The organism is Pseudomonas sp. 2725 (assembly GCF_050434585.1).
In the GTDB taxonomy this organism is placed as follows: Bacteria; Pseudomonadota; Gammaproteobacteria; order Pseudomonadales; family Pseudomonadaceae; genus Aquipseudomonas; species Aquipseudomonas jessenii.
This window is the reverse complement of the sequence record NZ_JBNDIV010000007.1, coordinates 259,300-271,842: the sequence shown is the minus strand read 5'-3', so window position 1 is coordinate 271,842 and position 12,543 is coordinate 259,300. Positions and strand designations below refer to the sequence as shown.

General features: G+C 60.9%; 11 protein-coding genes and 1 riboswitch. Of the genes, 2 read left to right on the top strand and 9 right to left on the bottom strand.

Going from position 1 to position 12,543, the window contains the following annotated elements; translation table 11 throughout:
- Position 1: 1 nt before the first annotated feature.
- The 7 genes from ABIE16_RS21310 to ABIE16_RS21280 form a co-directional block, all read right to left on the bottom strand.
- Entirely contained in the window at positions 2-526 is a 525-nt protein-coding gene (locus tag ABIE16_RS21310; protein ID WP_429521876.1) for a retropepsin-like aspartic protease family protein, read from the bottom strand.
- Entirely contained in the window at positions 523-1,512 is a 990-nt protein-coding gene (locus tag ABIE16_RS21305; RefSeq protein WP_340312324.1) for an esterase-like activity of phytase family protein, read from the bottom strand. Before ABIE16_RS21305 ends, ABIE16_RS21310 begins: the two co-directional genes overlap by 4 nt.
- A complete protein-coding gene (gene parE, locus ABIE16_RS21300) occupies positions 1,512-3,416 on the bottom strand; it encodes a DNA topoisomerase IV subunit B (RefSeq protein WP_090452794.1) in 1,905 nt (634 codons plus the stop codon). Before parE ends, ABIE16_RS21305 begins: the two co-directional genes overlap by 1 nt.
- Before the next feature lie 50 nt (positions 3,417-3,466).
- Positions 3,467-4,075: a YqiA/YcfP family alpha/beta fold hydrolase gene (locus tag ABIE16_RS21295; protein WP_429521875.1), complete on the bottom strand. Its 609-nt coding sequence runs from the start codon at positions 4,073-4,075 to the stop codon at positions 3,467-3,469.
- 206 nt (positions 4,076-4,281) lie between these two features.
- The gene (gene cpdA, locus ABIE16_RS21290; protein ID WP_057712263.1) at positions 4,282-5,097 is read right to left on the bottom strand and encodes a 3',5'-cyclic-AMP phosphodiesterase; all 816 of its coding nucleotides are present in this window, start codon (positions 5,095-5,097) and stop codon (positions 4,282-4,284) included.
- Between the two features lie 112 nt (positions 5,098-5,209).
- Positions 5,210-5,662, bottom strand: a complete 453-nt coding sequence (locus tag ABIE16_RS21285; RefSeq protein WP_007977461.1) for a DUF1249 domain-containing protein — start codon at positions 5,660-5,662, stop codon at positions 5,210-5,212.
- Positions 5,653-6,270 carry an NUDIX domain-containing protein gene (locus ABIE16_RS21280; protein WP_057712264.1) on the bottom strand — a complete coding sequence of 206 codons (618 nt, stop codon included), beginning with the start codon at positions 6,268-6,270 and terminating at the stop codon, positions 5,653-5,655. Before ABIE16_RS21280 ends, ABIE16_RS21285 begins: the two co-directional genes overlap by 10 nt.
- 224 nt (positions 6,271-6,494) lie before the next feature.
- On the opposite strand from ABIE16_RS21280, the gene ABIE16_RS21275 reads away from it, so the two are divergent.
- A complete protein-coding gene (locus tag ABIE16_RS21275) occupies positions 6,495-7,241 on the top strand; it encodes an RsiV family protein (RefSeq protein WP_102669298.1) in 747 nt (248 codons plus the stop codon).
- On the opposite strand, the gene cytX is transcribed toward ABIE16_RS21275, so the two are convergent.
- Positions 7,210-8,502: a putative hydroxymethylpyrimidine transporter CytX gene (gene cytX, locus ABIE16_RS21270; protein ID WP_154861136.1), complete on the bottom strand. Its 1,293-nt coding sequence runs from the start codon at positions 8,500-8,502 to the stop codon at positions 7,210-7,212. The genes ABIE16_RS21275 and cytX overlap by 32 nt on opposite strands.
- Before the next feature lie 152 nt (positions 8,503-8,654).
- A complete protein-coding gene (gene thiC / locus ABIE16_RS21265) occupies positions 8,655-10,544 on the bottom strand; it encodes a phosphomethylpyrimidine synthase ThiC (protein WP_008063536.1) in 1,890 nt (629 codons plus the stop codon).
- Between the two features lie 165 nt (positions 10,545-10,709).
- Positions 10,710-10,815, bottom strand: a riboswitch (TPP riboswitch).
- Positions 10,816-11,020: 205 nt separating this feature from the next.
- On the opposite strand from thiC, the gene ABIE16_RS21260 reads away from it, so the two are divergent.
- The gene (locus ABIE16_RS21260) at positions 11,021-12,454 is read left to right on the top strand and encodes a TolC family outer membrane protein (protein WP_090452786.1); all 1,434 of its coding nucleotides are present in this window, start codon (positions 11,021-11,023) and stop codon (positions 12,452-12,454) included.
- Positions 12,455-12,543: the final 89 nt, after the last annotated feature.

Genomic DNA, 12,543 nt, shown 5'->3' with positions numbered 1-12,543 from the left:
CTCATCGGTTCGTTGTCTGGCGCAGCAGCATGGTGCCACCGCGCTGGGTAAATTCAAGTTTGTTCAGTGCGCTCATGCCGAGCAACACTTGATCGCCATGCAGCCCCGGGGCCACCAGTGCGCGTACATCCCGCAGCACGATGTCGCCCAGCTGCAGGCGCTCGATACGGGTGCGATAGCCCTGGCTCAGGCCATTGGCCGTGCTCAGGGTCACGCCGAATCCTTCTTCGAGCTTCAAACGCTTGGCCAGGTCCGCCGGAATCGACACATCGGTCGCCCCGGTATCGAGCATGAAGTCCACCGGATGGCCGTTGATCTGACCGCTGGCGACAAAATGCCCCTGCGCATTGCTCACCAGTTTCACCTCAATGAAACCCTCGCCCAGCTCCGAGCTGACCACCACGTTCGGATTTTGCTGACGCGCTTCCCACTGGCCGAAAAAACGCGTGGCCAGAAACAACGCGGCACACCAGGCCAGTACCATAAACACCCGGCCGATGCGCTGCCCCGGGCTTCGTTGTCTCATGACTTGGCACTCCAGCCACCTTCCGGTGCAGCAAAACGCCAGACTACCGGACGGACTTCGCCATCGGCGCGAGCACCGTTGTTGTTGTCGATACCGATCCAGGCACCGTCAGCGTCCACTACCAGCGCTTCCGCGAGGCCATAATCCTGTGGATAACGCCGATTTTCCTGCAATGCCTCTTCGGCAAACGACCAGCAACGCTCGACTTTGGCGGTCAGCGCATCTCGGCGGCAGACCTCGAACGCATTGCGCTCCAGGGTAAACAGCTTGCCGTTGAACAATGACAGATCGGCAAAATCCCGAGGCATCGCTCTGGCGTTGGGAAACTGTGCGGGTTGCATTTCTTTCCCGGCTTCACTCAGCAGCACGCATCCACCATCGCAGTCCCACACCAATTGCTTGCGCTTGATCAGCAGCAACCCGCGGCTCTCGCGCTCGGCAGCCAACCACAACTGGTCACCTTCAGGATTGATCGCCAAGCCTTCGAACAGTGCATTGAAACGCAACAACATGCCGCTGGCCCGGGCTTCACGCGCCATGAGCGGCGAAATCTTCAGCCAGGACGTCGGCCCGGTTGGCGGTATTTGCAACACCGCTGCATGGGATTCGCTGACCACGTAACGATTGCCGGCGCGGTCACAGGTGATGCCTTCGAAATCCAGATTGCCGCCACGCACGAACGAAGCGGCCCAGGTCCGCGAACGCAATCCCCAGGGCAACCCGCTGTCAGGTACTTCAGGTACGCCGATGCCCACGGCCTCTGCGCGCCAGACGTTGGCCCGGGTATCGAGACGATAGATCTGATCATCGTCACGGTCGGAGACCGTCCACAGCTCCTTGCCGCACTGGGCCAGCCCGGACAGGTTGCCGCCGCGCATGCCATCGACGGCATGCTCGGACAACAGACGCAGTTGCGGTGTCGGTTCGCCAGACACCGTCATTGAGGTCAGCAGCAACGCACACGCCAGGGCAAAGCCCAAGCGCATCAGCCCAGCACCTCGGCCAGGTTGCCCTTGGACTCCAGCCAGGTCTTGCGGTCACCGGCACGCTTCTTCGCCAGCAGCATGTCCATCATTTCCGAGGTAGCCTCGAAATCCTCCAGGGTCAACTGCACCAGACGCCGGGTGTTCGGGTCCATGGTGGTCTCGCGCAACTGCGGCGGGTTCATTTCGCCCAGACCCTTGAATCGGGTGACCTGCGGCTTGCCGCGCTTCTTCTCGGCTACCAGGCGATCGAGAATCCCGTCGCGCTCGGCTTCATCGAGGGCGTAGTAGATCTCTTTGCCCAGGTCGATGCGGTACAACGGCGGCATCGCGACGTAGACGTGACCGGCATCGACCAACGGGCGGAAATGCTGGACGAACAAGGCGCACAGCAAGGTCGCGATGTGCAGACCGTCGGAGTCGGCGTCGGCGAGGATGCAGATCTTGCCGTAGCGCAGCTGGCTCATGTCCGCCGCGCCCGGATCGACACCGATGGCCACGGCGATGTTGTGCACTTCCTGGCTGGCCAGCACTTCGCTGCCGTCGACTTCCCAGGTATTGAGGATCTTGCCGCGCAACGGCAGGATCGCCTGGAACTCCTTGTCCCGCGCCTGCTTGGCCGAACCGCCGGCGGAATCACCTTCGACCAGGAACAGCTCGGAACGCATCGGGTCCTGTCCGGCACAGTCGGCCAGTTTGCCCGGCAGCGCCGGGCCTTGGGTAACGCGTTTGCGCTCGACCTTCTTGCTGGCCTTGAGGCGACGGCCGGCGTTGTTGATCGCCAGTTCCGCCAGCAACATGCCGGTTTCCGGGTTGGCATTGAGCCACAGGCTGAACGCATCCTTGACCACACCGGAGACGAACGCCGCCGCTTCACGGGACGACAGGCGCTCCTTGGTCTGCCCGGAGAATTGCGGTTCCTGCATCTTCATCGACAGAACAAAGGCGATGCGTTCCCAGACGTCTTCCGGTGCCAGCTTCACGCCGCGCGGCAGCAGGCTGCGGAATTCGCAGAACTCGCGCATGGCGTCGAGCAGGCCCTGACGCAGACCGTTGACATGGGTACCGCCCTGGGCCGTCGGGATCAGGTTGACGTAGCTTTCCTGCACCGCATCGCCGCCTTCCGGCAGCCACAGCAGCGCCCAATCCACGGCTTCCTTGTTACCGGCAAAAGCGCCGCAGAACGGTTCGTTCGGCAGGCGCTCGAATTCGCTGACCGCGTCCACCAGATAGGAACGCAGGCCGTCTTCGTAATGCCATTCGACTTTTTCGCCGGTGGCCTTGTCTTCAAAACTGACCAGCAGGCCCGGGCACAGAACGGCCTTGGCCTTGAGCACGTGCTTGAGGCGGCTGATGGAGAATTTTGGTGAGTCGAAGTATTTCGGGTCCGGCGCAAAGAACACGCTGGTCCCGGTATTGCGCTTGCCGACAGTACCGACGACTTCAAGCTCGGTGGCCTTGTAGCCATCCTTGAAGGTCATCTGGTATTCGTTGCCGTCACGTTTTACACGCACCCGCACTTCGGTGGACAAAGCGTTGACCACGGAAATACCCACCCCGTGCAAGCCGCCGGAGAACTGGTAGTTCTTGTTGGAAAACTTGCCACCGGCATGCAGCTTGGTGAGGATCAACTCGACGCCCGAAACACCTTCCTCGGGGTGAATGTCCACCGGCATGCCTCGGCCGTCATCGCTGACCTCCAGGGAATGGTCGGCATGCAGGATCACCTGCACCGATGTGGCATGCCCGGCCAAGGCTTCGTCGACACTGTTGTCGATGACTTCCTGGGCAAGGTGGTTCGGCCGACTGGTGTCGGTGTACATGCCGGGGCGTTTGCGCACCGGGTCGAGGCCCGAGAGGACTTCGATGGCGTCTGCGTTATAAGAGCTAGCGCTGGGAGTGGCCATGGGGTCTCGTCGTCAGTGTTCGGTGAAAAAAGAATTCATGGGGCTATCGCTCACAGTGCGGTGAAATCGATCGCCTGATACAAATCGGCGCCAATGCCGGCAAAACTCAACATGGCCGGCAGTTGCGTGGCAAAACCCTGGAAACTGTGGTCGCCGCCGGCCTGGATACGCAAGGCGCATGCCCGGTAATACTGCTGGGCGAGGCGATAGTCCAGCGTTTCGTCAGCCGTCTGCAACCATACCTGATAACGCTGTGGATCCCGGGGCGCCGGCACTTCCAGTTCGGCCAGGACTACCACGTGGTCGTGGGTCATTTCCCAGGTCTCTTCGGTATACAGGTTTTTCTGCGTCCCCAGATAGCCGTCGAACATCCGGTGCGGGCTGACGGCAGGGTTGATCAACAGGGCTTTCAAGCCATGGCGCTCGGCCAGGTGAGTGGCATAGTAGCCGCCGAGCGAGCTGCCGACCAGCAGTGGCCGCCCCAGCTCGGCAATCGCCTGCTCCAGCTGCTCGATAGCCTGGCGCGGGTGATGGTGCAATGCCGGAACGCGCAAGTGTTCGCTCAGGCCCAGACGCTCCATCACCTCGACCAACTGACAGGCCTTCTTCGACAACGGCGAGCTGTTGAAGCCGTGGATATAAAGGATCGAACCGGACATTTGAGCTCCCTGTGCGTCGGCTAAAGAGGCGGAGTTTACAGGGACTCGGGGAATCGGGGATATCCACAGAATCCACGGTGTCTGTGTAGACGCCTTCGCGAGCAAGCCCGCTCCCACACTGGACCTGCGTCGGTCACAAGCTCCCCCTGTGGGAGCGGGCTTGCTCGCGAAGGGCGCGACTAGGTTTTCCAGAAAAAAAGAAAAAATCAGTAGCCGTTGGAACCGTAATCCACGGTGAAATCAAACCCGGTGACCCGCTCGACACCCGTTTCCAGCCGCCCATCGGGCAGCAACCGCAGCCAGCGATATCCGGGGGCCTGTTCCCCGACCTTGAAATCCTCACTGCCGGGCTCGAACTGGATGCAGGTCGAGGGCGAGGCGATCAAACGTACGCCGTTGCGCATCCGGTCGATTTCCTGGTGCACATGCCCCCACAACACCGCACGTACCTGCTCGAAGCGATCCAGCACGGCGAACAGCGCCTCGGGATTGCGCAAGCCTATCGGCTCCATCCATGCACAACCGATGGACACCGGGTGATGGTGGAAGCACACCAGATGATGGCGTTCCGGTGCTTCACTCAACGAGCGGGCGAGCAACTGCAGCTGTTCATCCTGCAAATAACCAGGCACCGAGCCTGGCACCGCCGAATCGAGCAACGTGACCCGCCAGTTGCCGATATCCACCACCGGTTCGAGCAAAGCGCTCTGCACCGCCGCCTCGGCCATGATCTGCGGCTCATCGTGATTGCCGGGAATCCAGCGCGCCGGCGCATCGAGCTGACGCGTCATGTCGCGAAATTGTTGGTAGGACTCCAGCGTCCCGTCCTGGGACAGATCACCCGTGGCCAGGATCAAGTCAATCCGCGGCTGTTGCGCGCGCACCAGTTCGATGACCTTTTGCAGGCTGTCGCGGGTGTTCATGCCCAGCAACGCGCGGTCCGCTTCGGCAAACAGGTGACTGTCGGAGAGTTGCACCAGCAACGCCGGATCGGCGGTGGTCAATGTGGATACGCTCGGCAAGGCGTTCTCCCAGGGCGTGATCACGGGGATTGGTAAGTGCCGCAATTATGCTGGGGGATGACCGAAAGGGGAAACTGTTGAACCTGACACAGTTCACAACTGCGTTGCTCGTTTAACGGACAACTTCGTACTCATGCCCCAGCGCCAGACAATGGCTCAGCCACTCGCCCAGAAACATGTTCAGCTGGGCCTTTTCGTCCGGCTGGTGCATCGAGGCGTTCGGGTAAGGATAGATGCCGCGAAAGCGTCGTGCATGTTCGGCGCTGACCACTTCGGCCATGCGCGCGTCGTGATAGACCTGCACTTCCAGTTGCGGCACCGGCAGCCAGGGCAGGCTGTGTTCCTGACGCACTTGCAGGGTCGTGGTGTAGGGGCAGGTCAGCAGGACTTCCAGGGCCAGCACACCGAGCATCTGGTCGCCATGGGTCACGGCGATGCGCCGCGCGGCGGGCTCGCTGCGCATGTCCGGCAGCAGTCGCATCAAGCGCGCGTAGTTCGCCTCGCAGGACGCTTGCAGCCCCACCAGGTCCACCCGATAGCGATCGCGCAGCTTGTTTACGACCATAACCCCCTCACTTCAACGCGGTTCAAAGCCAGCCATTGCAAGGCAATGATGCTCGCCGCGTTGGCAATACGCCCGTCGCGCACGGCTTGCAGGGCATCTTCGAAAGCCCAGACCGTGACGCGGATGTCTTCTGCCTCTTCCTCCAGCCCATGCAGGCCGCCAACCCCGGTAGTGTCGCAACGCCCCAGGTACAGATGCACGAATTCGTTGCTGCCGCCCGGCGATGGAAAGTATTTGGTCATCGGCCAGAGCGCCCCGATTTCAAGCCCAGCTTCCTCCTGCGCTTCGCGGTGAGCAACTGCTTCCGGCACTTCATCCTTGTCGATCAGACCAGCGACCAGTTCGATCAGCCACGGGTTGTCGGTCTTGCCCATGGCGCCGACGCGAAACTGCTCGATCAGCACCACTTCATCGCGTTGTGGATCGTAAGGCAGCATGCATACCGCGTCATGGCGAACGAACACTTCACGATTGATCTCGCGACTCATGCCCCCGGCGAACAATTCGTGGCGCAAGTGCACGCGTTCGAGTTTGTAGAAGCCCTCGTAGCACTTTTCGCGCCGCACGATATCAACGGCGGTCGGAATGGCGTTGGCAAAATCCGTCATGACTATCCTCTTTTACTGCAAATCCTGTTCGAGGCTGCTTTTTTCCTGGGCCTCGACTTCGCGCCATCCTAACGCGCCCGTGACGTTTGATGCAGCCCCTTTCCCGTCAGCGGGATGGACGGTGAGGGCGAAACCCACTCTAATTAGCTTAGTGGCGAACTGACTGCTTTGTTGAGAGTCGAAGCCGGTAACTTTTTGCCTTCCCTGTTTCAGAAAGGACGCTCATGTCGCTTTTCAAAATCGCCTCCGTGGCCGCTATCGCCCTGACCCTGGGCGCTTGCGCGAGCCTGTTCCAGCCCAACTACCGGACGCCGCTGGAAACCACCCGCGACGCCTCCGAGCAACTCAAGCCCGGTTGCAGCAACCCGGATTGCCCGCTGGTCAACATCGACACCCTGCACTTCCCGGACGAGCCTGCACTGGACGGCATCATCGAAAAGCGCCTGCTGCAAATGACCCGCACCTCGCCCGACGCGCCGGTCGCCCCGACCCTGGCGGCCTATCGCGAAGAGTTTTTGCGCACCGCCGGCCCGCGCTTCAGCAGCTATCTGCAGGCAAAGGTACGTGAGCAGCATGACGGCTTGGTGATCGTCGAATTGTCCAGCTACCTGGACACCGGCGGTGCCCATGGCACCCCAGGTCGAGGTTTCATCAACTATTCACGCCAACAGCATAAAGTGCTGACGCTGTCGGACATGCTGGTGCCTGGGCAGGAAGACGCGTTCTGGAAAGCCGCGCAAGTGGCGCACAACAGCTGGCTGATCAGCACCAAGCTCGATCAGGAACCGGAGTTCGTGAAGAGCTGGCCGTTCCAGAAAACCCAGAACGTGGCGCTGACCTACGGCGGGGTAATCCTCAAATACGAAACCAGCACCATCGCGCCTTACGCGCTGGGCCATGTCGAGCTGAAGATCCCCTACCCTCGCCTGAACGGCATCATCAAGCCCGAGCTGTTTCCCGGCCGTAACTGAAGGCCCGGCCCAGTACTAGCTGGAGCAACCCTGCCACTACCAGTGCCGGCAGGGTTGCGCCGACATCCGGATACAGGTTGGCCAACAAGTGATAGGTGCTGACCCCGCCCAGCCAGGCGAGCAGCGCCGGCCAGCGCAACGCGGCTGACGCCACCTGGCCACTGCGTTTGCGCAGGATGAAGTGATCCACCAGCACCACGCCGAACAACGGCGCAAACACCGAACCGATCAGCAGCAGGAAGTTCTGGTACTGGGCCAACGGCGCCAGCAGGGCAATCAGCGTGCAGATAACGCCGATGGCCAACGCCAGGTGCTCGACTTTGGCGCGCAACAGAATCCCGCTGGACACCGCCGCCGAGTGAATATCGGCAAAGGCGTTTTCCGATTCATCCAGCAGAATCAGCAACAGCGGAATCCCCAGGCCGGCGCCGGCCAGCGCCAGCAGCAAGGCATTGACTTCACCGCTCGGCGCGAACGCCAGGGTGTAGGCCACGCCCAGGCTCATCAGCCAGAAATTGCCGATGAAGAAACCGATGGCGGTGCCGCCGAAGACGTTTTTCGCCCGTTTGCCGAAGCGCGAGTAGTCGGCGATCAGCGGCAACCAAGAGAGCGGCATGGCAATGGCGATGTCGAAACCCACGGCGAACGGCATCGAACCGTCACCGGCCTGCGCCCACAACGCGGCCAGGTCAGCCTTGGCGAACAGGTTCCAGGTCAGCCAGACACACGCGGCCAGTAGCAGCCAGATACCCCATTTGCGCAGGATCTGGCGCACGAACGTCAATGGACCACTGACCGCGAGCAAGGTCGCCAGTGCGCCGAAGAACAGCGTCCACAGCACGGGATTGGACAGCAGGCTACCTTCGTTGAAGGCCTTCGCGCCCAGCAGGCTGGCAGCATCGCGCATGACGATGATTTCGAACGAACCCCAGCCGATCAATTGCAGCAGGTTCAGTACCGCCGGCAGGCTTGCGCCTTTGGCGCCGAGGCTGAGCTTGAGCGCAGCCATCGACGACAGGCCGGTGTCGCTACCGATCACGCCGACCGCCGCCAGCAGCAGAACGCCGACCAGGGTGCCGAGAAAAATCGCCAGCAACGAACCGGACAGGCCAAGGCCTGGGGCAAGCAAGGCACCGGTCTGCAACACCATCAGGCCGATGCCGAGGGAGAACCACAGGGAAAACAGATCGCGGCCGCCGAATACACGTTTGTCGGTCGGCACCGCGATATCGGGGGAGTAAGTGCTGGGTTGAATGCTCAAGGGTGTTATCTCAGAGGGACATTTGTTGTTTGTATGATCGTCATCGCGAGCAAGCTCGCTCCCACAGGGGACTTGCGGCGCTCACAAATCCCTTGTGGGAGCGAGCTTGCTCGCGATGGCGGCGGTGAAAACACCGCCGACCTCAGCTCAGATCAAACTTTCTGATACAGCTGACTGCCTTCCTGCTTGAAGCGCTCGGCCTGTTCGGCCATGCCTTGGGCGACGTCCACGTCGACCGCTTCGATCCGCTGGTTGGCCGCATACTCGCGGACTTCCTGGGTGATCTTCATCGAGCAGAATTTTGGCCCGCACATGGAGCAGAAGTGCGCCACCTTGGCCGAATCCTTCGGCAGGGTTTCATCGTGATACGAACGCGCGGTGTCCGGATCGAGCCCCAGGTTGAACTGGTCCTCCCAACGGAATTCGAAGCGCGCCTTGCTCAAGGCATTGTCGCGGATCTGTGCGCCCGGATGCCCCTTCGCCAGATCGGCGGCATGCGCGGCGATCTTATAGGTGATGATCCCGGTCTTCACGTCATCCTTGTTCGGCAGGCCCAGGTGCTCCTTCGGCGTCACGTAGCAGAGCATCGCGCAACCAAACCAGCCGATCATCGCCGCACCGATACCGGAGGTGATGTGGTCGTAGCCCGGCGCAATGTCGGTGGTCAGCGGGCCTAGGGTGTAGAACGGCGCCTCGTCGCAGCATTCGAGCTGCTTGTCCATGTTCTCTTTGATCAACTGCATCGGCACGTGGCCCGGGCCTTCGATCATGCACTGCACGTCGTGTTTCCAGGCAATCTTGGTCAGCTCGCCGAGGGTCTCCAGTTCGCCGAACTGCGCTTCGTCGTTAGCGTCGGCAATCGAGCCCGGACGCAGGCCATCGCCCAGCGAGAAGCTGACGTCGTAGGCCTTCATGATTTCGCAGATGTCTTCGAAATGGGTGTAGAGGAAGTTCTCTTTGTGGTGCGCCAGGCACCACTTGGCCATGATCGAACCGCCACGGGAGACGATGCCGGTCACGCGCTTGGCGGTCATCGGCACGTAGCGCAACAGCACGCCGGCGTGGATGGTGAAGTAGTCGACGCCCTGCTCGGCCTGCTCGATCAGCGTGTCGCGGAACAGCTCCCAGGTCAGGTCTTCGGCCACGCCGCCGACTTTTTCCAGGGCCTGGTAGATCGGCACCGTACCGATCGGCACCGGCGAGTTACGGATGATCCACTCGCGGGTTTCGTGGATGTGCTTGCCCGTGGACAGGTCCATGACCGTGTCCGAACCCCAGCGAATGCCCCAGGTCAGTTTCGCCACTTCTTCTTCGATGGACGAACCCAGTGCACTGTTGCCGATGTTGCCGTTGATCTTCACCAGGAAGTTACGGCCGATGATCATCGGTTCCAGTTCGGTGTGGTTGATGTTGGCCGGAATGATCGCGCGGCCACGGGCAATTTCGTCACGGACGAATTCCGGGGTGATGATTTTCGGCACACTGGCGCCGAAGCTGTGGCCGGCGTGTTGCTGGTCCAGCAGGCCGGCGGCACGGGCCACTTCCAGCTTCATGTTTTCGCGGATGGCGACGTATTCCATCTCGGCGGTGATGATGCCTTTGCGCGCATAGTGCATCTGGCTGACGTTGGCGCCCGGCTTGGCGCGGCGCGGGTTGTTGACGTGGGCGAAGCGCAGCTTGGTCAGCTCCGGATCGGCAAGTCGCTCCTGGCCAAAATTCGAACTCAGACCGCTCAGGCGCTCGGTGTCGCCACGGGATTCGATCCACGGCGAACGCACATCGGCCAGGCCTTTGCGCACATCGATGATGACATTGGGGTCGGTGTACGGACCCGAGGTGTCATACACCACCACCGGTGCGTTGACCTCGCCACCGAAGTCGGTCGGCGTCACGTCCAGGCTGATTTCGCGCATCGGCACGAGGATGTCCGGGCGAGTGCCCTGAACATAGATTTTTTGCGAGCGGGTAAACGGCTGAACCGATTGCTGATCGACCTTGGCCGAATCACTCAGGTTGGTGGCGATTTTTGCTTTTGTAGTCATCACGGGCTCTCCAGACACACATCCAGGCAGTGGATTTTTGTCGGAGCGAACCTGTAAACGAATGGACGCACGGGCGCTGGGAAAACCAGCTGTGCTGTGCTCAGTGCTCGAGGGGTGTTCGATTGTCGAACAACATCCCGGACGAAGCACAAGAGGACTCGCCGGGTGACGAGAAATCTTGTTCCCTACGCAGGCGCTAACCTGATCAGGTTCAACGGGATCCGAAATTATTCGATCTCAGCCTCAAAGCAAGGCACCCCGACAAGAACCCGGCCAGTCTAGACACAACTGGCAAAGAACGCCAACCCCACGGCAAACACCATGATGAATGGCGTAATTACACGCAGTATCAGGATTGTTGCCGTCCGAATGCACAACTACACTCGCTACGCTGAGCCGCGCATTGACGCTGTCAAAGCAGGGCCTTAGCCTTGGCGCTCAAATTACCTCTGTAATATCAATTCTAGGGATCGTCTATGCTGCGCAAACTCTCACTGGCCCTCGCCGTGTCTTGTGCGTCCAACGGAATGGCCTGGGCAGCAGATGTGCCCTTATCGGCCAAGACGGACCTGGTCAGCGTTTATCAAGAAGCCGTCAACAACAACGCCGACCTGGCGGCTGCCATCGCCCAATATGGCGCGCAGAAAGAAGTCGTGCCCCAGGCTCGCGCCGGGCTGCTGCCGAACCTCTCGGGCGGCGCCAATGTTTCCGAGGTGCGTACGTCGCTCGATCAACCTTCGGGCACGACCAACCGCGACGCTCATTCCTACCAGGCCACTTTGGCGCAGCCGTTGTTCCGCGCCGATCGCTGGTTCCAGTTCCAGGCCGCCAAGGAAGTCAACGAACAGGCCGCCCTGCAACTCTCGGCGACCGAGCAAAACCTGATCCTGCAAACCGCTGACAGCTATTTCAACGTGCTGCGCAGCCAGGACAACCTGGCTTCGACCAAGGCCGAAGAAGCGGCGTTCAAACGCCAGCTCGATCAATCCAATGAGCGTTTCGATGTCGGCCTCTCGGACAAGACCGACGTATTGAACTCACAGGCCAGCTACGACACCGCTCGCGCCAACCGCATCGTTGCGCAGCGCCAGGTGGACGACGCCTTTGAAGCATTGATTACCCTGACCAACCGTCAGTACAACTCGATCTGGGGCATCAGGCATGACTTGCCGATCCTGCCGCCAGTACCGAACGACGCCAAGGCCTGGGTCGAAACCGCGGGCAGGCAGAACCTCAATCTGTTGGCCAGCAACTATGCCGTCAGCGCCGCCGAGCAAACCCTCAAGCAACGCAGGTCCGGGCACTTGCCAACGGTTGACGCGATCGCCAAGTACGAGAAAGGCGACAACGACGCACTGGGCTTCAGCAACCCGAACAACCTGCCCCAGGCGTATGGCGGCAACGTCGAGCAAACGACCGTGGGCCTGCAACTGAACATCCCGATCTACAGCGGTGGCCTGATCAACTCCCAGGTGCGTCAGTCCTATGCACAACTGGACCAGACCGAACAGCAACGCGAATCCCTGCGCCGCAGCATCGTGGAAAACACCCGCGACCTGCACCGCGCGGTGAACACCGATGTCGAGCAGGTACAGGCGCGCAAGCAATCGATCATCTCCAACCAGAGCGCGGTGGAAGCGACTGAAATCGGCTATCAGGTGGGTACGCGAAACATCGTCGACGTGCTGGATGCGCAGCGCTCGCTCTACACCTCGGTGCGCGACTACAACAACACCCGCTACGACTACATCCTCGACAACCTGCGCTTGAAGCAACAGGCCGGTACGTTGAATCCGGGGGACCTGCAAACCCTGGCTCGCTGGCTCAACCCGAACTACAACCCGGACAAGGACTTCCTGCCTCCGGATCTGGCCAAGGCGGCAGAGGAGCAGTTGAAAGCGCGACCTTGACCATCAGAGTTCAAGGCAGCACAAACCTTGTGGGAGCGAGCTTGCTCGCGATAGCTGACTGACAGGCAACTTAGGTGTTGGATGTACAG

Coding starts and splice junctions, on each gene's coding strand:
- ABIE16_RS21310 (WP_429521876.1), bottom strand. CDS start 526: ATGAGACAACGAAGCCCGGGGCAGCGCATCGGCCGGGTGTTTATGGTA.
- ABIE16_RS21305 (WP_340312324.1), bottom strand. CDS start 1,512: ATGCGCTTGGGCTTTGCCCTGGCGTGTGCGTTGCTGCTGACCTCAATG.
- parE (WP_090452794.1), bottom strand. CDS start 3,416: ATGGCCACTCCCAGCGCTAGCTCTTATAACGCAGACGCCATCGAAGTC.
- ABIE16_RS21295 (WP_429521875.1), bottom strand. CDS start 4,075: ATGTCCGGTTCGATCCTTTATATCCACGGCTTCAACAGCTCGCCGTTG.
- ABIE16_RS21285 (WP_007977461.1), bottom strand. CDS start 5,662: ATGGTCGTAAACAAGCTGCGCGATCGCTATCGGGTGGACCTGGTGGGG.
- ABIE16_RS21280 (WP_057712264.1), bottom strand. CDS start 6,270: ATGACGGATTTTGCCAACGCCATTCCGACCGCCGTTGATATCGTGCGG.
- ABIE16_RS21275 (WP_102669298.1), top strand. CDS start 6,495: ATGTCGCTTTTCAAAATCGCCTCCGTGGCCGCTATCGCCCTGACCCTG.
- thiC (WP_008063536.1), bottom strand. CDS start 10,544: ATGACTACAAAAGCAAAAATCGCCACCAACCTGAGTGATTCGGCCAAG.
- ABIE16_RS21260 (WP_090452786.1), top strand. CDS start 11,021: ATGCTGCGCAAACTCTCACTGGCCCTCGCCGTGTCTTGTGCGTCCAAC.